This is a genomic window from Pseudomonas citrullilanati, from assembly GCF_030580855.1.
In the GTDB taxonomy this organism is placed as follows: Bacteria; Pseudomonadota; Gammaproteobacteria; order Pseudomonadales; family Pseudomonadaceae; genus Aquipseudomonas; species Aquipseudomonas citrulli.
Genome location: NZ_JAUQOP010000010.1, coordinates 106945 through 130794 on the forward strand (window position 1 = coordinate 106945; position 23850 = coordinate 130794).

Sequence of the window (23850 nt, forward strand, 5' to 3'; positions counted from 1 at the left end):
GAAACTCGCCCGCGCTGTCAGATTTTCGTACAGCTTGAAAATTTTTTGCACCAAAACAGCACAGTGCGTCTACGCTCAGTGCACGAAGCATCCGGGATTTACTCACTCAATGGGGTGAACCGGTAACGTTTTTGGTTGTCGCGCTCCGCTTCGTGACGTCAAACACGAGAGCCGGACGGTCGTCAACTCTATTTAAAACAAGGCCTTTGGGCCCCGGTTTCATGAGGTTTCACCGCGTCAATCGGCAAGATGTGAAAAAAATGTAAACGAAATTCGGATTTGTGCATGCTTGTTGCATTCATCCCCACCATCGTCCAAGGGGCTCGCCGGAAGCGGAACCCGAAGACTTGAGAATTAAAGTGGCAAGGCTGCCCTCAAGGAGCATCAAGCGCGGTAATGACGGACTCTTTACACCGATGCCGGAACATAAAACGACCTTAAGAAGTTGTGAATCCGATTGCGTTGGGTCAGCCGAAATACGACATGGATCGAGCCATTGGCGACATGGTCGTAAAGAAGCTGAAAGGTTGTATGGGCAAGTATCGCCAATAGGGTCGGCGTGATATAAGTTTGCGCCGACACAAAAAGAAAGAGCCGCCCAGATAATAAAACAGGTGGGACGGCAGTACTCTTCTAAAACCAAAGGAGCAAATCACGATGCGCGTGATGAAGTGGAGCATGATCGCACTGGCCGTTGCTGCAGCAGCCAGTACTCAAATGGCTACGGCCGCACCTTTTGTAACCGACCAGTCTGAAGCCAAGGGCTTTGTTGAAGATGCCAGCGCCAAACTGCTGCTGCGCAACTACTACTTCAACCGTGACCGCAAAGACGGCGCGACCGATCAGAAAGACTGGACCCAAGGCATCTGGGGCAACTTCAACTCCGGTTACACCCAAGGTACCGTTGGCGTCGGCATCGATGCATTCGGTTACCTGGCAGTGAAACTGGACGGTGGCGATGGCACCGGCGGCACCGGCAACATGAGCCGCGATGCCGATGGTGACGTCAACGACAGCCAAGGTAAAGCCGGCGCAGCCGTCAAGTTCCGCATCTCCAAGACCGAGCTGAAAATCGGTGACCAGCAGCCAAGCACCGCTCCAGTGTTCGCTGTCGGTGGTTCCCGCATCCTGCCGCAAACTGCCAGTGGCTTCCAACTGCAGAGCAGCGAGATCAAAGACCTGGACCTCGAAGCCGGTCACTTCTACTCGGCTACCAGCCAGGACCGCAATGCCCGTAACGGCGGCCTGTATGCAACCTACGCCGGCGTGGAAGCCAACTCCATCGACTACGCCGGTGGCAAGTACTCCATCACCGACAACCTGAGCGCATCGATCTACGGCGCCCAGCTGGAAGACATCTGGAACCAGTACTACGGCAACCTGAACTACACCATCCCAATGGGTGGCGATCAGTCGCTGAACCTGGACGGTAACATCTACCGCACCACCGACACTGGTAGCTCCAAGGCCGGTGACATCAGCAACACCGCGTTCTCCCTGGCAGCGGCTTTCTCGTTCCTGAAAGCGCACACCATCACCGTGGCCTTCCAGAAAATCAACGGCGACACGCCATTCGACTACATCGGCGTGGGTACCAACAACCGCGGCGGCGACTCGATCTTCCTCGCCAACTCCATCCAGTACTCCGACTTCAACGCCCCTGGCGAGAAGTCTGCCCAGATCCGTTACGATCTGAAAATGGCCGAGTACGGCGTTCCAGGCCTGAGCTTCATGACCCGCTACGTCAAAGGTTGGGACATCGACGGCACCAACACCCCAGCAGGCAGCCCTTACGCCGGCCTGTACGGTGAAGACGGCAAGCACAACGAAACCAACTTCGAAGCCAAGTACGTTGTTCAGTCTGGCCCGGCGAAAGATCTTTCCTTCCGTGTTCGTCAAGCCTGGCACTACGCTAACGCTGACGAAGGTGAAGGCGATATCAAAGAGTTCCGCCTGATCGTCGACTACCCGATTTCGGTTCTGTAATTGCCGAAAGTGAGTTCGCGGTAATCAAAAAAAAGGCCCATCTTCGGATGGGCCTTTTTCATGGCTGCTTATTCATCGACGCCTGGCCAACAGGTCAGGATTCCTGAACCACTCGAATCACGCGCTGTGGAAACGGAATATCGATCCCCGCATCCTTCAGACGGTCCCGGGCCTGTTCATTCAACATGAACATCACGCTCCAGTAATCCGCTGTCTTCACCCAGATCCGCAACGACACCGTGATCGAACTGTCACCCAAGGTGGAAATCACCGCTTCAGGCGCCGGATCGGCCAATACGCGCTCATCCTTCGCCAGGTCCAGCAGCACCTGCCGGGCCTTTTGCAGGTCCGCCTGGTAATCCACGCCAACGTCGAACACCACCTTGCGGGTGGGCTGGCGATTGGTGTTGGTGATGATGCCGTTCGACAGGTTGCCGTTGGGCACGATGACGGTCTTGTTGTCGCCAGTGCGCAGTACGGTGTGGAAGATCTGGATCGCATCGACGGTCCCGGCAACGCCCTGGGCCTCGATCCAGTCGCCGATGCGGAATGGACGGAACAGCAGGATCAGCACGCCACCGGCGAAATTCGCCAGGCTGCCCTGCAAGGCCAAACCGATCGCCAGGCCCGCCGCACCGATGGCAGCGACGAACGAGGTGGTTTCGACACCGATCATCGAGGCGACACTGACAATCAGCAATATCTTCAAGATGATGTTGGCCAGGGTACTGATAAACCCTTGCAAGGCCAGGTCGGCGTTGCGCAAGGCCAGCAACGCGCCCAATTTCTGCGTCACCTTGTTGATCAACCACCAGCCGATGGCCAGCGTGATGATCGCCAGCAGCACCCGGCTGCCATATTCCATGATCATCGGGATCCAGGCCTGGGACGCCTTGACCAGGTGATCCACTTCAGCGTTCAAGTCCATCTCATTCTCCTTAGTCCTGTTATCGAAAACAGTTCGAATACATTGTGGCGAGGGGATTTATCCCCGCTGGGCTGCGCAGCAGCCCGTCAAAGCCAATTGCATCGAGCTGACACGCCACGGTGGCGGCTTTAGGGCTGCCAGGCAGCCCAGCGGGGATAAATCCCCTCGCCACGGTTATGCGGCAACCGGGATCAGTCGCGGAAGTTGTTGAATTGCAGCGGCATGCCGAATTCCTTGCCGCGCAGCGCCGCAATGGCCTCCTGCAGGTCGTCACGCTTCTTGCCGGTCACCCGGACCTGCTCGCCCTGGATGGCCGCTTGCACCTTGAGCTTGGCGTCCTTGATGTGAGCGACGATCTTCTTCGCCAGTTCCTTGTCGATGCCTTCCTTGAGCACGGCTTCCTGCTTCATCAGCTTGCCCGAGGCGAAGGCGTCCTTGACCTCGAGGCACTGCACATCGATCTTGCGCTTGACCAGCGCGAGCTTGAGGATCTCGATCATCGCCTCGAGCTGGAAATCGGCTTCGGCGGTCAGGTTGACGGTCAGGTCCTTTTCCTTGAACTCGAAACTGCCCTTGCCCTTGAGGTCATAGCGACGGTCGAGTTCCTTGACGGCGTTTTCAACGGCGTTGGTGACTTCGTGTTTGTCCAGTTCGGATACCACGTCGAATGACGGCATGTAGTGTTCTCCAATAAAAAGGCGCGCCGGTAACAAAGGCGCGCGCTTGGCTTGTGGTTAAAATCGGGCTCATTATAACGGGTCTTTCCCGACTGACACTGCGAGCCCCCGGATGCCTGCGCCAAACCGAGTAAAAAACTGATGCCCACCACCTGGCATGTCCTGGGGGCCGGCAGCCTCGGCACGTTGTGGGCCACGCGCCTGGCCCGGGCCGGCCTGCCGGTGCGGCTGGTGCTGCGCAACGAAGACCGCCTCCAGGCCTATCGAGCCGCCGGCGGGTTGACGCTGGTGGAACAAGGCCAGGCGCAGTGTTACCCGGTACCCGGCGAAACAGCGGACCAAGGCGAACCGATCAAGCGCCTGCTGCTGGCCTGCAAGGCCTATGACGCCGAGGCCGCCGTGAGCTCGGTGGCCCACCGCCTGGACGCCGGAGCGGAACTGATCCTGTTGCAGAACGGCCTCGGCAGCCAAGACGCCGTGGCCAATCGCGTGCCCCTGGCCCGCTGCATCAGCGCCTCCAGCACCGAAGGGGCGTTTCGCGACGGCGACTGGCGCGTGGTGTTCGCCGGCCACGGCTACACCTGGCTCGGCGACCCCGCGCACCCGGTGGCCCCGTTCTGGCTGGACGACCTGGAGGCCGCGGGCATTCCCCATGAATGGAGCGCCGACATCCTCATCCGTCTCTGGCGCAAGCTGGCACTCAACTGCGCGATCAACCCGCTGACCGTGCTGCATCGCTGCAAGAACGGCGGCCTGCAGGATCACCGTTGCGAAGTCGCCACCCTGTGTGCGGAGCTCACCGACCTGCTCGAACATTGCGGCCAACCTGCCGCCGCCGAAGACTTGCAGCCGGAGGTCGAACGGGTGATCCAGGCCACCGCCGCCAATTACTCCTCGATGTACCAGGATGTCAGCCATGGGCGCCGTACCGAGATCAGCTACCTGCTCGGCCACGCCTGCAAGGTGGCCCAGCGGCACCAGGTGCCGGTGCCGCACCTGCAACAGCTGCGCCAGCGACTGATTGTCCACCTGGACAACCTCGGATTGCCCAGCGACTGAGCAGCGGCTACGCTGGCCCCGTATTCCTTTTTAGCGACGACCCAGATGCCATTGCGCCAGCGCCTTGAGAACCTTCCGGTCGGCCAGAAACTGCTGGCCGCCCTGTTGGTGTTATTGACCACTGTCCTGCTGGTGGCCAACCTGACCTTTATCAGCGCCGCCTACTACATCTCCCAGGAAAGCATGGCGCCCCAGGCCTTGCAGACCATCGGCCGGCTGGTGGCGAACCCGAGCCTGATCTCCGATGCCGTGCAGTCGCCCCAGAGCGCCAAGCGCCTGCTCGATGAACTCAACAGCTACGCCCCGCTTCGGGCGGCGGCCCTGTATGACGGCCAGGGTGAACGCCTCGCGCAGTTGCAACAGGGTGAAAAGCTCAAGCTGCCGGACCATTTCCGCAAAGTGCAGGCCTGGCAGGCCGGTGAGTTTCGCAGCAACCAGGTCATCACCCTGCCCCGCCCCGGCACGGAGCCCGGACACTTGCTCCTGGTGGCCAGCAGCGAACTGCCCACTGCGTTCTACACCGGGACCCTGACCGCCAGCCTGGGCATCCTGATCTTCAGCGTATTGCTGTGGCTGGTCATCGCCCAGCAGATCAAGCGCCTGATCACCCAGCCGATTCATCAACTCGAAGAGCTCTCGCGCCAGGTCACCCGCGAGGAGAACTACGCCCTGCGTGCCGCACGGGGCAACCATGATGAAATCGGCAGCCTGGCCGAGGCGTTCAACACCATGCTGTCGCGGATCGAAGCCCGGGAGCAGCAGCTCAAGCGCGCACGGGACGATTCCCAGGCCGCCTACGACCAGGCCCAGGGCCTGGCGGAAGAAACCCGCCACACCAATCGCAAGCTGGAACTGGAAGTCCAGGTGCGCAGCAAGATCGAGAAGAAGCTCACCGGCTTCCAGAATTACCTCAACAGCATCATCGACTCCATGCCGTCGGCGCTGATCGCCCTCGACGAACAGCTCTACGTCACCCAATGGAACCAGGAGGCCAGCGCCCTCTCCGGCACCCGCCTGGACGAGGCGCTGAACCAACCGATTTTCCTTGCCTTCGAGCCCCTCAAGCCGTACCTGCCCCAGCTCAAGCAGACCGTCGAGCAACACACGGTGGCCAAGATCGAACGCGTCACCTGGACCAAGGACGACGAGGCCCGCCACTACGCCCTGACGTTCTATCCGCTGATGGGCGGCGCCGGGCGCGGGGTGGTGATCCGTATCGATGACATCACCCAGCGCCTGTCCCTGGAAGAAATGATGGTGCAATCGGAGAAAATGCTCTCGGTCGGTGGCCTCGCGGCGGGCATGGCCCACGAGATCAACAATCCCCTGGGGGCGATCCTGCACAACGTGCAGAACATCCGCCGGCGCCTGTCGCCGGACCTGCCGAAGAACCTGGAACAGGCCGAGCAACTGGGCATCGAGCTGCAAGTGGTCAATCGCTACCTGCAGGGCCGGGAGATCCCGCAGCTGCTCGACGGCATCCAGCAGGCCGGCGCCCGGGCCGCGAAGATCGTCACCCACATGCTCAGTTTCAGCCGTCGCAGCACCCGGCAAATGGCACCTTGCGACCTGCCCGCGCTGATCGACCAGGCGGTGGAAATCGCCGGCAACGACTTCGACCTGGCGATCGGCTTCGACTTCAAGGGCCAGGCGATCATCCGCCAGTTCGACCCGAACCTGGGCCCCGTCCCCGGGACCGCCAACGAACTGGAACAGGTGCTGCTCAACCTGCTGAAGAACGCCGCCCAGGCGATCCACCAACGCCAGGACGACAGCGAACCCGGGCGCATCATCCTGCGCACGCGGCTGAATCCGCCGTGGGCAGAGATCCAGGTCGAGGACAACGGCATCGGCATGAGCGAGAACGTGCGCAAGCGCACCTTCGAACCGTTCTTCACCACCAAGGAGATCGGCCAGGGCACCGGCCTGGGGCTGTCGGTGTCGTACTTCATCATCACCAACAACCACAAGGGCCAGATGGAAGTGCAATCGGCGCCGGGCCAGGGCACCTGCTTCACCTTGCGCCTGCCCTTGGCCGGCACATCCCTCACCCAGCAGGAAAACATACAACTGGAGCGTTGAGCATGGGCTTTCGCCTGTCGAAGATTTACACCCGCACCGGCGACACCGGTGAAACCGGGCTGGGCGATGGTCGCCGCGTGGCGAAGGACCACCCACGGGTCGAAGCCATCGGCGAAGTGGATACCCTGAACAGCCAACTGGGCTTGTTGCTGGCCGGGCTTGCCGCTGAAACCGCTCGCTACCCGGCCCTGGCGGAGGTCATCGAGGTCTTGGCGCCTTGCCAGCATCGGCTGTTCGACCTCGGTGGCGAACTGGCGATGCCGGCCTACCAGGCCTTGAGCACCGCCGAAGTCGAGCGACTGGAAGCGGCGATCGACCGGTGGAACGAGGCGCTCGGGCCCCTGGAGAACTTCATCCTGCCCGGTGGCTCGACCCTGGTGGCCCAGGCCCACGTCTGTCGCAGCCTCGCCCGCGGTGCCGAGCGCCGCTGCCAACAATTGAACGCCGTGGAACCCCTGGCCGGGCCAGGCCTGGCCTATATCAACCGGTTATCGGACCTGTTGTTCGTGGCGGCGCGGATCATCGCCCGGCACCAGGGGGTGGCGGAAGTGCTGTGGGAGGCGGCGGCCAAGCCTGGGAGTTGATCGAAGAGATGTATCGCCAGTCAGGCCGCCTTCGCGAGCAAGCCCGCTCCCACATTGGATCTGCGTCAGACACAGAACTTGTGTTCACCACCGATCATAGTGGGGGAGCGGGCTTGCTCGCGAAGGGCCCCGCAGCCACACCACAAAATCAAGCTTCAGGCCAAAACGCCCGGATACCCGCCACACCCTGCGCCCCGGCTTCCCAGGCCTTCTGCCGCTCGCCAGGCCCCACCCCGCCCAACAGATAGACCGGCTTGTTGAAACCCTCGATCAGCCGGGTCGCCTCGGCCCACCCCAACGGCTGGGCCTCGGGATGGGTCTGGGTCGGCTGGACCGGCGAGAGCGTCACGAAATCCACGTCCATCTGCTGCGCCAGGGACAGTTCCTCGGCGTCATGGCAGGAGGCCGCCAGCCAGCGCTCCTTGCCGAACGGTCGACCGGCCGCCGCATGCTTGCGCAACTGCGCAGCGGTGATGTGCCAGCCGGCGGACGGGAAATCCCCCAGCCATTCGAATGGCCCCTTGAGCATCAACTGCGCCTTGCCAGCGCACAGCCCCACCGCATCCACCGCCAGGTCGCGGTACTGCGGGTCATAGCCGCTGGGCGCGCGTAGCTGGACCAGCTTGATCCCGCCGGCGATCGCCTTCTGCATGCCGCGCAACAAGGCCGGCGTTTCCAGGCCCTCGGGGGTGATCAGGTAGTCGCCCGGCAAACGGGCCGCCGCCACGATTGTCTGGTTGGCGGCCGGGAACTCGTAGTTCGTCAGTTCGCGCGCCGTCACCCAGGCCAGCGGCTGCCCTTCGGCGCCATGGGGTTCGCCGGTGAACGCCGAGACTTCCCAGACATCCAGCAACACCTGTTTGTCGGGGTAATCGTGACGCACCTTGATCAATGGCCGGGCGCCACCGACCACAATGCCCAACTCTTCATGAAGCTCCCGGGCCAGGGCCGTTTCAACGGACTCATCCGCCTCGACCTTGCCACCGGGAAACTCCCACAGGCCGCCCTGGTGCTGGGTGTCGGCCCGCCGGGCGATCAGGATCCTGCCGCCGGCGTCGCGAATGACCGCCGCCGCTACGTGTACTCGTTTCACTGCGCTGCTTCCTCCAGGCCGGCCTGTTGCCAGGCCTTACGCCGGCCGTTGGTAAAGGATTTCAACATAGGCCACATCGACCGCCGGCAGTTCCACCTGAACGGCTCCGCCTGGGAGTTCGCAGGAACCACCGGAAATGGGCTGTCTGTGCGCCAAGTCGCCTTCGAGCAGGCCCGCTCCCACCGGACTTCACAAGACCTCCTGGGAGCGAGCCTGCTCGCGAAGCCGACAGCCGGGTTAAGTCCGGTACTCAGCGTTGATCTTCACATATTCATGGGACAGGTCGGTGGTCCAGATCGTCTCGCTGCACGGCCCACGACCCAGCTCGATGCGAATGGTGATTTCCTCCTGCTGCATCACCGCCGCCCCTTGTGCCTCGGTATAGCTCGCGGCACGCGCGCCCTGGCTGGCGATGCAGACGTCGCCGAGGAACACATCGATCTTGCTCACGTCCAGGTCCGGCACGCCGGCACGCCCCACGGCGGCGAGGATCCGGCCCCAGTTCGGGTCGGAAGCGAACAGCGCGGTCTTGATCAGCGGCGAGTGGGCCACGGTGTAGCCGACATCCAGGCATTCCTGGTGATTGCCACCGCCGTTGACCTGCACGGTCACGAACTTGGTCGCGCCTTCACCGTCACGGACGATGGCCTGGGCCACTTCCATGCACACTTCGAAGACAGCTTGCTTCAACGCGGCGAACAACGGGCCGCTGGCCTCGGTGATCTGCGGCAGGTTGGCCTTGCCGGTGGCGATCAGCATGCAGCAATCGTTGGTGGACGTGTCGCCGTCGATGGTGATGCGGTTGAACGACTTGTTGGCGCCGTCGAGCATCAGGTCCTGCAGCACTTGCCGGGAAACCTTGGCATCGGTGGCGATGTAGCCGAGCATGGTTGCCATGTTCGGACGAATCATGCCGGCGCCCTTGCTGATGCCGGTCACGGTCACGGTCACGCCGTCATGTTCGAACTGGCGGCTCGCGCCCTTGGGCAGGGTGTCGGTGGTCATGATGCCGGTGGCGGCGGCGGCCCAGTTGTTTTCCGACAGGTCATCGAGGGCGGCCTGCAGCGCGCCTTCGATTTTCTCGACCGGCAGCGGCTCGCCGATCACACCGGTGGAATACGGCAGCACCTGGCTGGCGTCCACGCCCGTCAATTCGGCCAGCTTGGCGCACGTGCGCTCGGCGGCGGCCAGGCCTGGCGCGCCGGTGCCGGCATTGGCATTGCCGGTGTTGGTCAGCAGGTAGCGCACCGGCCCCTGCACGCGCTGCTTGGCCAGGATGACCGGCGCGGCGCAGAACGCGTTGAGGGTGAACACGCCGGCAACCGTCGAGCCTTCGGCACAACGCATCACCACGACATCCTTGCGCCCGGGACGCTTGATGCCCGCCGAAGCGATACCGAGTTCAAAACCGGCAACCGGGTGCAACGTTGGCAACGGACCAAGACCAACAGCCATGAATGCGCTCCTTAGATAAATGTATGTCTGAATCAAATGGCAAAACGCCGCGACGGTCGGAAACCGGTCGCGGCGCAGGTCGTTCAGCGTTGGAAACGGGTGTTACTGGATCTGCCCGTGACAATGCTTGTATTTTTTGCCCGAACCGCAGTAGCACAGTTCGTTGCGGCCCAGCTTCTGCTCGTTGCGCACCGGCGCGGTCGCCAGGGCGACATCCACATCGACGCCCTCTTCGGCAACAACGTCCAGGCCAGGGGCCTCGGCGTGTTCGAACTGCATGCGCGCGGCCAGGGCCTCGGCTTCCTGACGCAGGCGAGCTTCTTCCTCGGCCGGGTCTTCCCGGCGAACCTGCACGTGGGACAGCACGCGGATCGAGTCGCGCTTGATCGAATCCAGCAGCTCGGAGAACAGCGTGTAGGACTCGCGCTTGTACTCCTGCTTCGGGTTCTTCTGGGCGTAGCCACGCAAATGGATACCGTGGCGCAGGTGGTCCATGGTCGACAGGTGGTCTTTCCACAAGTCATCCAGCACCCGCAGCACAATCTGCTTCTCGAAGGAGCGCAGCGCTTCGGCGCCGGCCTGGTCTTCCTTTTCGTTGTAGGCGGCGATCAGTTCGGCCAGCAGCTTCTCGCGCAGGGTTTCTTCGTACAGGTGGTCGTCTTCGTCGAGCCATTGCTGGATCGGCAATGCCACGCCGAAATCGCTCTGCAATGCGCTCTCCAGGCCAGCGATGTCCCACTGCTCCGGCAACGACTGCGGCGGAATGTGCGCGCTGACGGTGGCGTTGAGCACGTCCTGGCGGAAATCGGCGATGGTTTCGCCGATGTTGTCGGCGGCCAGCAAGCTGTTGCGCATGTGATAGATCACTTTACGCTGCTCGTTGTTGACGTCGTCGAACTCCAGCAGTTGCTTGCGGATATCGAAGTTGCGTCCCTCGACCTTGCGCTGGGCCTTCTCGATGGCGTTGGTCACCATGCGGTGCTCGATCGCCTCGCCTGGCTGCATGCCCAGGGCCTTCATGAAGTTCTTCACCCGGTCAGAGGCGAAGATGCGCATCAGGCTGTCTTCCAGGGACAGGTAGAAGCGGCTGGAACCGGCGTCACCCTGGCGACCGGCACGGCCACGCAACTGGTTGTCGATACGACGCGATTCATGACGCTCGGACGCGATCACCTGCAAGCCACCCGATTCGAGCACCTGCTGGTGGCGCTTCTGCCAGTCGGCCTTGATCTGCGCGATCTGCTCGGGGGTCGGGTTTTCCAGGGAGGCGACTTCCACTTCCCAGTTGCCGCCCAGCAGGATGTCGGTACCACGACCGGCCATGTTGGTGGCGATGGTCAGCGCACCCGGGCGACCGGCCTGGGCAATGATCTCGGCTTCCTTCTCGTGAAACTTGGCGTTGAGGACCTTGTGCTCGATGCCTTCCTTGGTGAGCAGGTTCGACATGTGCTCGGAGGTCTCGATCGTGGCGGTACCCACCAGGATCGGACGGCCCTGGGCCATGCCCTCCTTGATGTCGTTGATGATCGCCGCGTACTTCTCTTCGGCGGTCAGGAACACCAGGTCGTTGTAGTCCTTGCGGGCCAGCGGCTTGTTCGGCGGGATCACCACCACTTGCAGGCCGTAGATCTGGTGGAACTCGAACGCCTCGGTGTCGGCCGTACCGGTCATGCCGGACAGCTTGTTGTACAGGCGGAAGTAGTTCTGGAAGGTGGTCGAGGCCAGGGTCTGGCTCTCGGCCTGGATGTTCAGGCCTTCCTTGGCTTCGATGGCCTGGTGCAGGCCCTCGGACAGGCGACGGCCCGGCATGGTCCGGCCGGTGTGCTCGTCCACCAGCACGACCTGGCCGTCCTGCACGATGTACTCGACGTTGCGATGGAACAGCTTGTGGGCACGCAGGCCGGCATAGACGTGGGTCAGCAGGCCCAGGTTATGGGCCGAGTACAGGCTCTCGCCCTCGGCCAGCAGGCCGACGCGGGTGAGCATCTCCTCGATGAACTGGTGCCCGGCTTCGTTGAGCTCGACCTGGCGGGTCTTCTCGTCGATGGTGTAGTGCCCGGCCTGGGTCACCTGGCCTTCGACTTCCTCGACGTGCAACTTGAGCTGCGGGATCAGCTTGTTGATCTCGATGTACAGCTTGGAGCTGTCCTCGGCCTGGCCGGAGATGATCAGCGGGGTACGGGCTTCGTCGATGAGGATGGAGTCGACTTCGTCGATCACGGCAAAATTGAGTTCACGCTGGAATTTTTCTTCCATGCTGAACGCCATGTTGTCGCGCAGGTAGTCGAAACCGAATTCGTTGTTGGTACCGTAGGTGATGTCGGCAGCGTAGGCAGCGCGCTTCTCTTCCGGCGGCTGGAACGGCGTGACGACGCCGACGGTCAGGCCGAGGAATTCGTAGAGCGGGCGCATCCAGTTGGCGTCGCGGCGGGCCAGGTAGTCGTTGACCGTCACCACGTGCACGCCCTTGCCGGACAATGCGTTGAGGTACACACCCAGGGTGGCCACGAGGGTCTTGCCCTCGCCGGTGCGCATTTCGGCGATCTTGCCTTCGTGCAAGGTCATGCCACCGATCAACTGAACGTCGAAGTGGCGCATGCCCATGATCCGCTTGCCGGCTTCACGGGCAACCGCGAAGGCTTCGGGCAGGAGCTGGTCAAGGGTTTCCCCCTTGGCGATGCGGGCCTTGAATTCGGCAGTCTTGGCGCGTAACTGATCGTCCGAAAGGGCCACCATTTGCTCTTCGAAGGCATTGACAGTCTGTACCGTCTTGAGCATGCGCTTGACTTCACGCTCGTTCTTGCTTCCAAAGAGTTTCTTTAACAAAGGCGCAAACATATCGGCAGGATCTTCCACACTAAAGGGATGGAGGGCGGCCCCGTGAGTCGCCCGTGCAGCCCTCATGGCCGCATGCGAACGAGCATTCTACCCGGAAACGATGGAGAGGAAAGTGGCGTTATTCCACGATGCTGGCACAGCGCTGTGACGGGGCTTGCTTAAAATAAGGGCTTTTGCGCGAACTTCAACCCACAAAGCGCAGAAGTTAACCCTCGATTGCCCCAGGGCAAAACCCCTCGGACCACCGGGCCGAGGCGCCTGCGATGCTTTCTGCTACCATGGCGCCTCTGTCATTTGCGGTATTCATTCAATGGCCTTTCGCCCTCTTACCGCCAAGGCGCCCGCCATCCTGCTGCGCGAAGCCAAGCCGCTGAAAGCCATCTTCGGCCATGCCCGGCGCCTGGGCCACCTGCAACGCCTGCTGGACAGCCAGCTGCAACCTGCCGCCCGCGAGCATTGTCACGTGGCGTCCTGGCGCGAGGGCAGTTTGTTGCTGATTGTCACCGACGGCCACTGGGCCACGCGCCTGCGCTACCAGCAAAAACGCCTGTTACGCCAGTTGCAGGCGTTCGAGGAATTCGCCGGCCTGGTGCGGATCCAGTTCAAGGTCCAACCGCCCACGGTGCAGGTCGGCGCCAAGGGGCACACGCTGGACCTGTCCAGCGACGCCGCCGCAACCATCCAGTCCACGGCCGAAGGCATCAGCGATCCGAACCTGCGGGCGGCGCTGGAGCGATTGGCGGCGCATGCCCGGCCCAAGGGCTGAGATTCTTGGTGCCGGTCAGGCCCCGTGGGAGCGAGCTTGCTCGCGAAGGGGGCGATACCAATGCGACTGCCCGCCCCCCTTTCGATCAGCGGCGCTTGCTGCCCCCCAGCAACGAGCCCATCAGCCCTCGCACCAGCTGGCGGCCCAACTGATTGGCCGCCTGGCGCATCGCCGATTTGAGCGCCTGCCCGGCCGCCGTGCCGAGAAACTCCCCGGCCTTGTCGGCCAGGCTCGGTTCGGCGGCCGCCGGTTTGCCCGGCGCGACCTCGGCCTCGGGCTCCAGCCCTTTGCGCCCCATCAGCACTTCATAGGCCGACTCGCGGTCGATGGGCTTGTCATAGCGCCCTTGCAGCGGCGAACCGGTGATCAAGGCGGCGCGCTCGGCCTCGCTCAGGGGCCCGATGCGCGACTGCGGGGGCGCCACCAGCACGCGCTGGACGATTTGCGGCGTGCCTTTTTCCTGCAAGGTGCCCACCAACGCTTCGCCGATGCCCAGTTCGGTCAGCACCGCCAGGGCATCGAATTGCGGGTTCGGCCGGAAACCGTCCGCCACCGCCCGCAGGGATTTCCGTTCCTTGGCGGTGAACGCCCGCAGGCCGTGCTGGATGCGCAAGCCCAACTGCGCCAGCACATCGTCCGGCAGGTCGCCCGGTGATTGGGTGACGAAATACACCCCGACGCCCTTGGAACGGATCAACCGCACAACCTGTTCCAGGCGCTCTTGCAACGCCTTGGGCGTGCCGGCGAACAGCAGGTGCGCCTCGTCGAAGAACAGCGCCAGCAAAGGCTTGTCCGCATCGCCACGCTCGGGCAGTTGCTCGAACAGCTCGGCCAGCAGCCACAGCAGGAACGTCGCGTAGACCTTCGGCGCCTCATGGACCAGCCGGCTGGCGTCCAGCAGGTGGATGCGTCCCCGGCCGTCGCTGGCCGGTTGCAGGATGTCTTCGAGCTGCAAGGCCGGCTCCCCGAACAGCGCGTCCGCGCCTTGTTGTTCCAGGCTGGACAAGCGGCGCAACAGCGCCTGGCTGGAGCCCGTGGTCATCAGCGCCGCGTCGTCGCCCAGCAACTCGGGGTGGTCCCTGAGGTGGTTGAGCAACGCCTTCAGGTCCTTGAGGTCCAGCAGCAACAGGCCCTCGCGATCCGCCACCTTGAACGCGGCGTACAACGCCGACTGCTGGCTGTCGGTCAGTTCCAGCAGGCTGCCGATCAACAACGGGCCCATTTCACTCAACGTGGTGCGCAGCGGATGACCGGACTGGCCGTGGATGTCCCACAACGTTACCGGATAAGCCTGGGGGGCGTGATTGAGCCAGGGCATGCCGGCGATGCGCTCGGCCACCTTGCCCTGGGGGTTGCCGGCGGCGCCGAGGCCGCACAGGTCACCCTTGATGTCCGCCGCGAACACCGCCACGCCCGCGTCGCTGAAGGCTTCGGCCAGGCGCTGCAAGGTGACGGTCTTGCCGGTGCCGGTGGCGCCCGCCACCAGGCCGTGACGGTTCGCCAGGCGCATGGCCTGGGAGATGGGTTGGCCGGTCGGGTCGGCACCGATAACAAGCTGGAGTGAGTCAGGCATTTCGTCACCTGCGATTAATCTGCGGCCCTGCTTGGCCGATACCTAGAAAGACGGACCCTACTGAAAACAAGGTCGATAATTCCCTAGGGAGAGATGGAAATATCAGCTTTTTTCAATACGGCGATATTTAGCGCGCTTTTCATATAAAAGCACGCCCAGAGCTATAAGACTCAGCGGAACCTCGAACCATGAAGAAAAACCTGCGTTTCAGTCATAAAATCCTGCTTGCCGCCGCCCTTATCGTGGTTGCCGCCTTCGCTTCCTTCACGTCATACAACGATTACCTGCAACGCAATGCCATCCGCGACGACCTCGACAGCTACCTGCATGAAATGGCCGGGGTCACCGCGAGCAACATCCAGACCTGGCTCAGCGGCCGGATCCTGCTCATCGAGAACCTGGCCCAGAACATCGCCGCCAGCCCGGATTCAGCCAGCGTCACCCGGCTGCTGGAGCAGAAAGCACTGACCTCCACCTTCATGGCTTCCTACCTGGGCGACGCCCAGGGCAGCTTCATCATTCGCCCCGATGCGAAGATGCCCGACGGCTTCGACCCCCGCGTGCGCCCCTGGTACAAAGGTGCCCAGAGCAGCAGCACCTCGACCCTGACCGAGCCGTACATCGACGCCGCCAGCGGCGCGCTGATCATCTCGATCGCCAGCGCCTCCCGGAACGCCACGCAGACCGTCGGCGTCGTGGGCGGCGACCTGAGCCTGCAAGCGATTGTCGACAACCTCAAGACCGTGGACTTCGCCGGCATGGGCTATGCCTACCTGGTCAGCGCCGATGGCAAGATCCTGGTGCACCCGGACAAGGCCCTGGTCATGAAGACCCTGGCCGAAGCCTATCCCGGCAATACGCCGAAAATCAGCGAGCAGATCGCCGAAGTCGAGGTGGACGGCCATACGCGCATCGTCACCTTCGTGCCGATCAAGGGCCTGCCGTCGGTGAATTGGTACGTCGGGGTGTCGGTGGACAAAGACCTGGCCTACGCGATGCTCAGCGATTTCCGTACCTCGGCCGTCGTGGCGACGATCATCGCAGTGGTCTTCATCATTGCCTTGCTGAGCATGCTGATCCGCCTGCTGATCCAGCCCCTGCACACCATGACCCGGGCCATGGAAGACATCGCCGACGGTGAAGGCGACCTGACCAAGCGCCTGACCATCCAGAACCAGGACGAATTCGGCATCCTGGGCACCGCCTTCAACCGTTTCGTCGAGCGCATCCACGGTTCGATCCGCGAAGTGTCCTCCGCCACCGAGCACGTCAACGAAGTCGCCCTGCGCGTGGTCAGCGCGTCGAATTCGTCGATGGTCAATTCCGACGAACAATCGAGCCGCACCAACAGCGTCGCCGCGGCCATCAATCAACTGGGCGCCGCGGCCCAGGAGATCGCCCGCAACGCCGCCCAGGCCTCCCATCAGGCCAGCGACGCCCGCGGTCTGGCCCAGGACGGCCAGCAGGTGGTGGAGCGCAGCATCGCCGCGATGAATCGCCTGTCCGAGTTGCTCAGTACCTCGAGCGGCAACGTCGAGACGCTGAACAGCAAGACCGTGAACATCGGCCAGATCCTGGAAGTGATCACCAGCATTTCCCAGCAGACCAACCTGCTGGCCCTCAACGCAGCGATCGAGGCCGCCCGGGCCGGCGAGGCCGGGCGCGGGTTCGCCGTGGTGGCGGACGAGGTGCGCAACCTCGCCCACCGCACCCAGGAGTCGGCGCAGCAGGTGCAAACCATGATCGAGGAGTTGCAGGTCGGCGCGCGGGATTCGGTCATGACCATGAACGACAGCCAGCGCCATAGCCAGGAAAGCGTGGAGATCGCCAACCTGGCCGGCGAGCGCCTGACCAGCGTGACCCAGCGCATCGGCGAAATCGACGGCATGAACCAGTCCGTGGCCACCGCCACGGAAGAGCAGACGTCCGTGGTGGAGTCGATCAACGTCGACATCACCGAGATCAACATGCTGAACCAGGAAGGGGTGGAGAACCTGCAATCGACCCTGCGCGCCTGCGCCGACCTGGAACGGCAGGCAGCGCGGCTCAAGCAACTGGTAGGCAGTTTCCGTATCTAGTGGCCTGGTGGCTAACTCGTATACGCAACTTCGGCGCCAGAATTAACCGCAAAGGCCACTAGCGCCTGAACTGCCCTCATCGCGAGCAGGCTCACTCCCACATTGGAATGTGTCCAACCTGTGGGAGCGAGCCTGCTCGCGATGGGGCCCTGTCAAACAAAGCCACACCCTCTGGCTCTCCGCTCGCCCATAACCCAACCGAACATCTATTCTTCATAAAGGTCAACAAAGGAGAACTCAGACCGGAGGGATGTTCATCGTGCATATAGCGGACATAACCATGTTCTACGCCCCCGCCAGCGGCGGCGTGCGCACCTACCTGGATGCCAAGCACCGGCGCCTGGGCGATCGGCCCGGTATTCGCCACAGCCTGTTGATTCCCGGCGCACATTTGAGCGAGCACGACGGGGTCTACAAGGTCCCGGCCCCGGCGCTGCCTTTCGGCAAGGGCTACCGCTTTCCACTGCGCCTGGCGCCCTGGCGCAATGTCCTGCGTGACCTGCAACCGGACCTGATCGAAGTCGGCGACCCCTACCTCACCGCCTGGGCCGCCCTGGATGCCCGTCGGCAGCTCGACGTGCCCGTGATCGGTTTCTACCACTCCGACCTGCCGCTGCTGGTGAGCAACCGCATGGGCAACTGGTTCACCCCCAACATCGAGGCGTATGTCAGCAAGTTGTATGGCAACTTCGACCGGGTCCTGGCGCCGAGCCAGGTCATGGCCGACAAGCTGACCGGCCTGGGCGTCCGCAATGTCTACGTGCAACCCCTGGGCGTGGACCTGCAAACCTTTACCCCCGCCGCCCGTGACCCGGAGCTGCGGGCGGAGCTGGGGATCGCCGAAGACACCCGGCTGCTGATTTTCGCCGGCCGCGGCTCCAAGGAAAAGAACCTGCCGGTGCTGCTCAAGTGCATGAAGCGCCTGGGCGAGCGCTATCACCTGCTGCTGGTGGGCTCGTCGATGCCAGCGCTGGTGCCGGACAATGTCACCGTGGTCGACGAGTTCTGCCCGGCACCGCAAGTGGCGCGGCTCATGGCCAGTGCCGATGCGCTGCTGCATGCCGGTGACCAGGAAACCTTCGGCCTGGTGATTCTCGAGGCGATGGCCAGCGGCATCCCCGTGGTGGCGGTGGCGGCCGGGGCGTTCACCGAAATCGTCCATGAAGATTGCGGCCTGCTGTGCACGCCCAACAATCCACAGGCCATGGCCAACGCCGTGCGGCAATTGTTCGCCGAGGGTTGCCAGCGGCGTGGCGTGCTCGCGCGCCGCCATGTGGAGCGTTATTACGCCTGGGATTCGGTGGTCAACAGCTTGCTGGGGCATTACTACGCGGTGCTCGGCGCGCAGATGCCGCTGCTGGCCAATGGTTGAGGCGAGGTCCGTGTCGATGAATGCCTCGCCCAGCGTACTTCTGGTGCTGCATGACGTGGCGCCGCAAACCTGGCCCGACTACCAGCCTTTCGTCGAAGCGGTCGATGCCCTCGGTGACGTGCCGATGACCTGGCTGGTGGTGCCGGATTTCCACCACAACAATCCGTTGCAGGACCATCCCGCATTCAGGCGCCTGCTCGATCGGCGGATCGAGCGCGGCGACGAACTGGTGCTGCATGGCTACTACCACTGTGACGACGGGCCGGCGGCGCGTCATCCCAAGGACTGGTTCATGCGCCGGGTCTACACCCATGAAGGCGAGTTCTACAACCTGTCCGAGGAAGCCGCCCTCGCCCGCCTGCGCGCCGGCATTGAAACCTTCGAGCGCTACCACTGGCCGCTGGAAGGCTTCGTCGCCCCGGCCTGGCTGATGAGCGAAGGCACGCGCCGGGCCCTGCGCCAGTTGCCGCTGAGCTACACCAGCGATACCCAGCACCTGTATCGGCTGCCCGACTTCACCCGGCTCGACGCCCCCGGGCTGGTCTGGAGCGCCCGCAGCGCCTGGCGCCGGGGCCTGTCGAAAGTCCTCAGCGACCAACGTGAGCAGCGCTGGCGCCAGGCACCGGTGATTCGCCTGGGCCTGCACCCGGTGGACATGCGCCATCGGTTTTCCCGGGACTATTGGCTGCGCACCCTCGAACGCCTGCTCAACGAGGGGCGTGTGCCAATGACCAAGGTCGACTGGCTGGCCACCCAGGGCCTGCGGGTCAGCAGCGCGGCATGAAGCGGCTGATCTGGCTGACCGCCGCGCTGCTCATGGCGTTGCTGGTCCCGTTGTTGGTGGGCGGTACGGACATGTGGGCGCGGGTGCAGCGCTTTCCCTTGTCCCTGCTGCTGGCCATGCTCGGCATGATCGTGCTGTGCTGGGTCCTGAACGCGCTGCGCCTGCGCCTGTTGCTGGGCGAGCATCGCGGGCGCCTGGGCAAGCTCAAGAGCCTGGGGGTGGTGATGTCCACCGAGTTCGCCCTGTGCGCCACGCCCGGAGGCAGTGGTGGACCGCTGACCCTGATGGCCCTGCTGGCGCGCAACGGCGTACGCCCGGCCCACAGCAGCGCGGTGTTTGCCATGGACCAACTGAGCGACCTGCTGTTCTTTCTCTGCGCCCTGGTAGGCATCCTGTTCTACGCACTGTTCCAGAACCTCAGCCAGCGCATGGAGTGGATGCTGACCCTGAGCGCAATCTCCCTGTTTGGCGGGCTGTTCGGTTGCGTGCTGGTGGCGCGCTATCACCGCCGGCTGATCCTGCTGGGCGCGCGTTTGCTGCGACGGTTGCGCGTGAAAAGTGCCACCCGTCATCGCTGGGGACGCAAGATCCTGCATTTCCTGGCGGCGTTCACCGACACCTTGAAACTGCCACGACAGACGTTGTTCCAGGTGTTCGGCCTGACCTGCCTGCATTGGGCATTGCGCTACAGCGTGCTGTACCTGGCGTTGAAGGGGCTGGGGGCGGACTTGCAATGGGCCTGGAGTTTCCTGATCCAGATGCTGTCCTTGAGCGCGGGGCAATTCAGCCTGCTGCCGGGGGGCGCCGGGGCGGCGGAACTGACGTCGGCGGCGCTCCTGGCGCCGATGGTGGGCAAATCCACCGCGGCCGCGGCGATCCTGATCTGGCGGGCGGTGACCTACTACTTCTACCTGGTGGCCGGTGGGCCGGTGTTCTTGCTGATGGTCGGCCGGCCCTTGATCAAGAAGTTGATCGCCTTGCGGCAGGCGTGAGCGCTTTCTGCGCAGGGTCGGGCTGGTCGTCGGGATGGGTCTGTTTCCACAGCTCGGCGGCATCGGGAAACTCCGTGCCGTCTTCCGGGCCAAGGTCATCGGGGTCGTAGCGGCTCAGGCAGCCCTCGCCGAGGGTGGCCGGCGCCCTGGAAGTGGCTTTGTCCAATGGATCGGTCATGACGGGCCTCCCGGGAAAGTCGGGCAATGTTGCGTGGCAAGGGAGCCTTGCTCCCCCGCCACGATGACAGGGTCAGAACACCACGGTCTTGTTGCCGTGCACCAGCACCCGGTCCTCCAGGTGATAGCGCAAGCCCCGCGCCAGGACCATCTTCTCCACGTCACGGCCGAAACGCACCATGTCTTCGATGCTGTCGCTGTGGCTGACGCGAACCACGTCCTGCTCGATGATCGGGCCGGCGTCCAGTTCTTCGGTGACGTAGTGGCAGGTGGCGCCGATCAGCTTCACGCCGCGCATCGAGGCCTGGTGGTACGGCTTGGCGCCGACGAAAGACGGCAGGAAGCTGTGGTGGATGTTGATGACCTTGTGGGCATATTCGCTGCACAGGGACGGCGGCAGGATCTGCATGTAGCGGGCCAGCACCACCACCTCGGCGTCGTGCTGCTTGACCAGGCGCGAGACTTCGGCGAACGCCGGCTGCTTGTCCTGCGGGTTGACCGGTACATGGTAGTAAGGGATGCCATGCCATTCGACCATGCTGCGCAGGTCGTCATGGTTGGAAATCACACAAGCGATATCGCAGTCGAGCTCATCGCTGTGCCAGCGGTGCAGCAAGTCTGCCAGGCAGTGGGACTCGCGGCTGGCCATCAACACCACACGCTTTTTCTGCGCGGTGTCGGTGATGCGCCAGTCCATCGAGAACTCTTCGGCAATCGGCGCGAAGGCCTCGCGAAAAGCTTCGATGCCAAAGGGCAGCGAGTCGGCACGAATCTCGTGACGCATGAAAAACCAGCCGCTCTGATTGTCCGAGTGATGGCTCGCTTCGGTGATCCAGCCGTTATGGGACGCCAGAAAGTTACTGACTTTAGCAACGATACCGACGCGGTCCGGGCAAGCGATCACCAGCCGAAAAGTGCGCATTAGGGGAACTCCAGAACTTCGCAAAGGCGGCCATTCTAGCCATTGCGCGGCAAAACTGCAGTATCGATCATGCGTTCGCTGCTTCGCGCACGCCCTCACGGCACGGGACACCGCCTGCGCGGCGGGCTATATGTGCGAACGGATGTGAAGTCGGCGGGCAGGTATTTAACTGCAATAGCCATTTTGTGGCACAGCACTAATTACTTAAATAAAACTTCGGTTAAATGTTTACTTGATGAAACTGTCTGATTACTATTGCCGCACTGTGCCCTTGTCACCCGAGTCCAACATAAGGTAGTCCCCATGTCCCTGATCAATGAATACCGTGCCACCGAAGAAGCCATCAAAGAACTGCAAGCCCGCCTGAAAAACCTGTCCCAGGACGACAAGCTGCAAACCGAGCTGGAATTCGAAGGCAAACTGCGCACGTTGATGGGTGAATACTCCAAGTCCCTGCGCGATATCATTGCCCTGCTGGATCCGGACGCCAAGTCGAGCAAGGCTCCACGGGGTGCCGTGAAAACTACCGGCACCAAACGTGCTCGCAAAGTTAAGCAATACAAAAACCCGCACAACGGCGAAGTCATCGAAACCAAAGGTGGCAACCACAAGACCCTGAAAGAGTGGAAAGCCAAGTGGGGCGGTGATGTGGTCGAAGGCTGGGCAACCCTGCTGGGTTGAGCCTCACCGGTTCACGCCGTTCTTGCGAACACAAAAACGCCAGCATCGCTGGCGTTTTTTTTATGCCTGCCCCTATTGCTGTTTCACGACAAATCGAGGCTTAAACGTTTGCGCAATTGCTGGCTGTAGCCCTGCCATTGCACCAGTACTTCACGCTGTAAAGGTGTCGACAGGGTCAACCACTCCGCCATCGCCGCATCGAAACTTTCCAGGGTATTAGGCGCACCCCATTCCGGGGCAGACAGGCGCTGTTGACAGAAAACTCTCCAACGCCGCTGCTCTTCAGGATTCAATGTGTCCGGAAAGTTGCGCGCGCGATAGCGGAACAATAGTTCCGGTAAACGCTCATCGTCGAAAGGCCAGCGTTCTTGTGCCAATTGTGCCGGGTCGGCCATGCGCACTTGCTCACATAAACGTCGATCGCGATCGCCAATGAAACCTGCGTACAACTGCTGCTCGGGATCATCGCTGGCGGCGAAATCCTCGCTTGCATAAATGGCTTGAAGTTTGTCCTGCCAAACTTGCTGTGCGTCAGTCAATCGCGCCACACGCTGCTGGTAGCCGGCCATGTCCAGTTGCAAACGCTGCTGATCCTCGGCTCGCAGCACCGAGAGCGGCGCGACCACCGGACACTTGTTGATGTGGATGAGCTTGAGGGGCACCGGCAGCTCGCCTTCGAGCAGCGCTTCGCGGCGGGTGTACAGGCGCTGTCGCAAGGTTTCGGCGTCGTGCTCCAGCAACCCCTGGGGGTCCAGGTGCAGGTCGCAGACAATCAGCGCGTTGCGGTTTTTCGGGTGCCAGGCCAGCGGCAGGACCACACCAATGAAGTTTCGCGCGGCCGAGAACCTTCCGGAGATATGCACCATCGGCTGCAACAGGCGAACCTGGTCCATCACTTTCTGTTTGCTGCGCAACTGGAACAGCCAGTCGTAGAGCCGGGGTTGGCGCTGGCGGATCAGCCGGGCCAGCGCAATGGTGGCGCGCACGTCCGACAACGCATCATGGGCCTGGCCGTGATCGATGCCGTTGGCGGCGGTCAGGCGCTCGAGCTTGAGGGTGACGCGCCCCTCTTCCTCGGGCCAGACAATGCCATCGGGGCGCAGTGCGTAGGCCGCGCGCACCAGGTCGATCAAGTCCCAGCGACTGTTGCCGCCCTGCCACTCACGGGCATACGGATCGAAAAAATTCCGGTAGAGGCTGTAGCGGGTCATCTCGTCGTCGAAACGCAGGGTGTTGTAGCCCGCGCCACAGGTGCCCGGCGCGGCCAGTTGAGCATGGACGCGGGTCATGAAATCGGCCTCGCTCAAGCCGTTCTCCGCCAGGCAGCCCGGGGTGATCCCGGTGATCGCACAGGCCGCCGGATGCGGCAGGATGTCGTCACTGGGCCGGCAATACAGGTTCACCGGTGCGTCGATTTCATTGAGCTCGAAATCGGTACGGATCCCCGCCACTTGCAAGGGCCGGTCGCAACGCGGGTTGATCCCGGTGGTTTCGTAGTCGTACCAGAAGATGGAAGTCACGGGCGGTTCCTGAACTGTAGACGGGCGAAGTCTAGGCGCTCGACCCCACCGGCGACCAGCGCCGCACCTGTTTTGGCAACACGATGTGACAGCCAGCCTGCTCGTGATAGCGGCGGTATAGCCCGACATCACCGTCACAGCCCCACCGCCATCGCGAGCGAGCTCGCTCCCACAAGGGTCCTGCGTGTACCCACCCTGTGGGAGCGAGCCTGCTCGCGATGGCGGCAGTGCAGCCAACATCACGTACATTGTACCACCGGTTTAGGGAGCGGGGTAGCTCCCT

General features: G+C 62.8%; 19 protein-coding genes and 1 pseudogene. 11 read left to right on the forward strand and 9 right to left on the reverse strand.

Annotation, left to right across the window (positions count from 1 at the left end; translation table 11 throughout):
• Positions 1–657 precede the first annotated feature (657 nt).
• Entirely contained in the window at positions 658–1986 is a 1329-nt protein-coding gene (locus Q6A48_RS10035; RefSeq protein ID WP_304553964.1) for an OprD family porin, read from the forward strand.
• A 94-nt stretch (positions 1987–2080) separates the two neighbouring features.
• Here the strand turns inward: Q6A48_RS10035 and Q6A48_RS10040 are convergent, their stop codons facing one another.
• Positions 2081–2914: a mechanosensitive ion channel family protein gene (locus tag Q6A48_RS10040; protein WP_304553965.1), complete on the reverse strand. Its 834-nt coding sequence runs from the start codon at positions 2912–2914 to the stop codon at positions 2081–2083.
• A 191-nt stretch (positions 2915–3105) separates the two neighbouring features.
• Positions 3106–3591: a YajQ family cyclic di-GMP-binding protein gene (locus Q6A48_RS10045; RefSeq protein ID WP_042728748.1), complete on the reverse strand. Its 486-nt coding sequence runs from the start codon at positions 3589–3591 to the stop codon at positions 3106–3108.
• 141 nt (positions 3592–3732) lie between these two features.
• Here Q6A48_RS10045 and Q6A48_RS10050 point away from each other — a divergent pair, with 141 nt between their 5' ends.
• The 3 genes from Q6A48_RS10050 to Q6A48_RS10060 are packed head-to-tail and all read left to right on the forward strand — an operon-like array spanning position 3733 to position 7316.
• The gene (locus Q6A48_RS10050; RefSeq protein ID WP_304553966.1) at positions 3733–4650 is read left to right on the forward strand and encodes a putative 2-dehydropantoate 2-reductase; all 918 of its coding nucleotides are present in this window, start codon (positions 3733–3735) and stop codon (positions 4648–4650) included.
• Positions 4651–4695: 45 nt separating this feature from the next.
• Positions 4696–6732: a sensor histidine kinase gene (locus tag Q6A48_RS10055; RefSeq protein WP_304553967.1), complete on the forward strand. Its 2037-nt coding sequence runs from the start codon at positions 4696–4698 to the stop codon at positions 6730–6732.
• Positions 6733–6734: 2 nt separating this feature from the next.
• Positions 6735–7316: a cob(I)yrinic acid a,c-diamide adenosyltransferase gene (locus Q6A48_RS10060; RefSeq protein ID WP_304553968.1), complete on the forward strand. Its 582-nt coding sequence runs from the start codon at positions 6735–6737 to the stop codon at positions 7314–7316.
• A gap of 148 nt (positions 7317–7464) precedes the next feature.
• Here the strand turns inward: Q6A48_RS10060 and Q6A48_RS10065 are convergent, their stop codons facing one another.
• From Q6A48_RS10065 to secA, 3 genes are all read right to left on the reverse strand, one after another.
• Entirely contained in the window at positions 7465–8409 is a 945-nt protein-coding gene (locus Q6A48_RS10065) for a Nudix family hydrolase (protein WP_304553969.1), read from the reverse strand.
• A gap of 237 nt (positions 8410–8646) precedes the next feature.
• Entirely contained in the window at positions 8647–9864 is a 1218-nt protein-coding gene (argJ, locus tag Q6A48_RS10070; protein WP_304553970.1) for a bifunctional glutamate N-acetyltransferase/amino-acid acetyltransferase ArgJ, read from the reverse strand.
• Between the two features lie 102 nt (positions 9865–9966).
• Positions 9967–12702, reverse strand: a complete 2736-nt coding sequence (secA, locus tag Q6A48_RS10075; RefSeq protein ID WP_304553971.1) for a preprotein translocase subunit SecA — start codon at positions 12700–12702, stop codon at positions 9967–9969.
• Between the two features lie 310 nt (positions 12703–13012).
• On the opposite strand from secA, the gene Q6A48_RS10080 reads away from it, so the two are divergent.
• Positions 13013–13468, forward strand: a complete 456-nt coding sequence (locus Q6A48_RS10080) for a DUF721 domain-containing protein (protein WP_304553972.1) — start codon at positions 13013–13015, stop codon at positions 13466–13468.
• Between the two features lie 85 nt (positions 13469–13553).
• On the opposite strand, the gene Q6A48_RS10085 is transcribed toward Q6A48_RS10080, so the two are convergent.
• Positions 13554–15041, reverse strand: coding sequence for a helicase HerA-like domain-containing protein (locus Q6A48_RS10085; protein ID WP_304553973.1), 1488 nt, complete (start codon positions 15039–15041; stop codon positions 13554–13556).
• Positions 15042–15229: 188 nt separating this feature from the next.
• On the opposite strand from Q6A48_RS10085, the pseudogene Q6A48_RS26040 reads away from it, so the two are divergent.
• The 5 genes and pseudogenes from Q6A48_RS26040 to gpgF all read left to right on the forward strand — a co-directional run.
• Positions 15230–16261, forward strand: a pseudogene (locus tag Q6A48_RS26040) (HAMP domain-containing protein); the annotation flags it as partial.
• A gap of 93 nt (positions 16262–16354) precedes the next feature.
• Positions 16355–17119, forward strand: a complete 765-nt coding sequence (locus Q6A48_RS26045) for a methyl-accepting chemotaxis protein (protein WP_369811682.1) — start codon at positions 16355–16357, stop codon at positions 17117–17119.
• Positions 17120–17369: 250 nt separating this feature from the next.
• Entirely contained in the window at positions 17370–18491 is a 1122-nt protein-coding gene (gpgS, locus tag Q6A48_RS10095; protein ID WP_304553975.1) for an N-acetylglucosaminyl phosphatidylglycerol synthase, read from the forward strand.
• A gap of 16 nt (positions 18492–18507) precedes the next feature.
• Positions 18508–19275, forward strand: a complete 768-nt coding sequence (gpgD, locus tag Q6A48_RS10100) for an N-acetylglucosaminyl phosphatidylglycerol deacetylase (protein WP_369811679.1) — start codon at positions 18508–18510, stop codon at positions 19273–19275.
• Positions 19272–20267 carry a glucosaminyl phosphatidylglycerol flippase gene (gene gpgF / locus Q6A48_RS10105; protein WP_304553977.1) on the forward strand — a complete coding sequence of 332 codons (996 nt, stop codon included), beginning with the start codon at positions 19272–19274 and terminating at the stop codon, positions 20265–20267. The genes gpgD and gpgF overlap by 4 nt, the downstream gene beginning before the upstream one ends.
• Here gpgF and Q6A48_RS10110 read toward each other — a convergent pair.
• Together Q6A48_RS10110 and purU are read right to left on the reverse strand one after the other, a co-directional pair.
• A complete protein-coding gene (locus Q6A48_RS10110) occupies positions 20236–20445 on the reverse strand; it encodes a hypothetical protein (RefSeq protein ID WP_304553978.1) in 210 nt (69 codons plus the stop codon). The genes gpgF and Q6A48_RS10110 overlap by 32 nt on opposite strands.
• A gap of 72 nt (positions 20446–20517) precedes the next feature.
• Positions 20518–21366, reverse strand: coding sequence for a formyltetrahydrofolate deformylase (gene purU, locus Q6A48_RS10115; RefSeq protein ID WP_039591673.1), 849 nt, complete (start codon positions 21364–21366; stop codon positions 20518–20520).
• A 303-nt stretch (positions 21367–21669) separates the two neighbouring features.
• Between purU and mvaT the strand changes: the two genes are divergently transcribed.
• Positions 21670–22047 carry a histone-like nucleoid-structuring protein MvaT gene (gene mvaT / locus Q6A48_RS10120; RefSeq protein WP_042732166.1) on the forward strand — a complete coding sequence of 126 codons (378 nt, stop codon included), beginning with the start codon at positions 21670–21672 and terminating at the stop codon, positions 22045–22047.
• Between the two features lie 83 nt (positions 22048–22130).
• On the opposite strand, the gene sbcB is transcribed toward mvaT, so the two are convergent.
• Positions 22131–23567 carry an exodeoxyribonuclease I gene (gene sbcB, locus Q6A48_RS10125; protein ID WP_304553979.1) on the reverse strand — a complete coding sequence of 479 codons (1437 nt, stop codon included), beginning with the start codon at positions 23565–23567 and terminating at the stop codon, positions 22131–22133.
• Positions 23568–23850 lie beyond the last annotated feature (283 nt).

What these genes read in the sequence shown, in the direction of transcription:
- Q6A48_RS10040 (WP_304553965.1), bottom strand. Translation starts at nt 2,914, where the DNA reads ATGGACTTGAACGCTGAAGTGGATCACCTGGTCAAGGCGTCCCAGGCC.
- Q6A48_RS10035 (WP_304553964.1), top strand. Translation starts at nt 658, where the DNA reads ATGCGCGTGATGAAGTGGAGCATGATCGCACTGGCCGTTGCTGCAGCA.
- purU (WP_039591673.1), bottom strand. Translation starts at nt 21,366, where the DNA reads ATGCGCACTTTTCGGCTGGTGATCGCTTGCCCGGACCGCGTCGGTATC.
- secA (WP_304553971.1), bottom strand. Translation starts at nt 12,702, where the DNA reads ATGTTTGCGCCTTTGTTAAAGAAACTCTTTGGAAGCAAGAACGAGCGT.
- Q6A48_RS10060 (WP_304553968.1), top strand. Translation starts at nt 6,735, where the DNA reads ATGGGCTTTCGCCTGTCGAAGATTTACACCCGCACCGGCGACACCGGT.
- Q6A48_RS26045 (WP_369811682.1), top strand. Translation starts at nt 16,355, where the DNA reads ATGGTCAATTCCGACGAACAATCGAGCCGCACCAACAGCGTCGCCGCG.
- Q6A48_RS10110 (WP_304553978.1), bottom strand. Translation starts at nt 20,445, where the DNA reads ATGACCGATCCATTGGACAAAGCCACTTCCAGGGCGCCGGCCACCCTC.
- Q6A48_RS10050 (WP_304553966.1), top strand. Translation starts at nt 3,733, where the DNA reads ATGCCCACCACCTGGCATGTCCTGGGGGCCGGCAGCCTCGGCACGTTG.
- gpgF (WP_304553977.1), top strand. Translation starts at nt 19,272, where the DNA reads ATGAAGCGGCTGATCTGGCTGACCGCCGCGCTGCTCATGGCGTTGCTG.
- Q6A48_RS10045 (WP_042728748.1), bottom strand. Translation starts at nt 3,591, where the DNA reads ATGCCGTCATTCGACGTGGTATCCGAACTGGACAAACACGAAGTCACC.
- mvaT (WP_042732166.1), top strand. Translation starts at nt 21,670, where the DNA reads ATGTCCCTGATCAATGAATACCGTGCCACCGAAGAAGCCATCAAAGAA.
- Q6A48_RS10085 (WP_304553973.1), bottom strand. Translation starts at nt 15,041, where the DNA reads ATGCCTGACTCACTCCAGCTTGTTATCGGTGCCGACCCGACCGGCCAA.
- gpgD (WP_369811679.1), top strand. Translation starts at nt 18,508, where the DNA reads ATGAATGCCTCGCCCAGCGTACTTCTGGTGCTGCATGACGTGGCGCCG.
- Q6A48_RS10055 (WP_304553967.1), top strand. Translation starts at nt 4,696, where the DNA reads ATGCCATTGCGCCAGCGCCTTGAGAACCTTCCGGTCGGCCAGAAACTG.
- Q6A48_RS10080 (WP_304553972.1), top strand. Translation starts at nt 13,013, where the DNA reads ATGGCCTTTCGCCCTCTTACCGCCAAGGCGCCCGCCATCCTGCTGCGC.
- gpgS (WP_304553975.1), top strand. Translation starts at nt 17,370, where the DNA reads ATGTTCATCGTGCATATAGCGGACATAACCATGTTCTACGCCCCCGCC.
- argJ (WP_304553970.1), bottom strand. Translation starts at nt 9,864, where the DNA reads ATGGCTGTTGGTCTTGGTCCGTTGCCAACGTTGCACCCGGTTGCCGGT.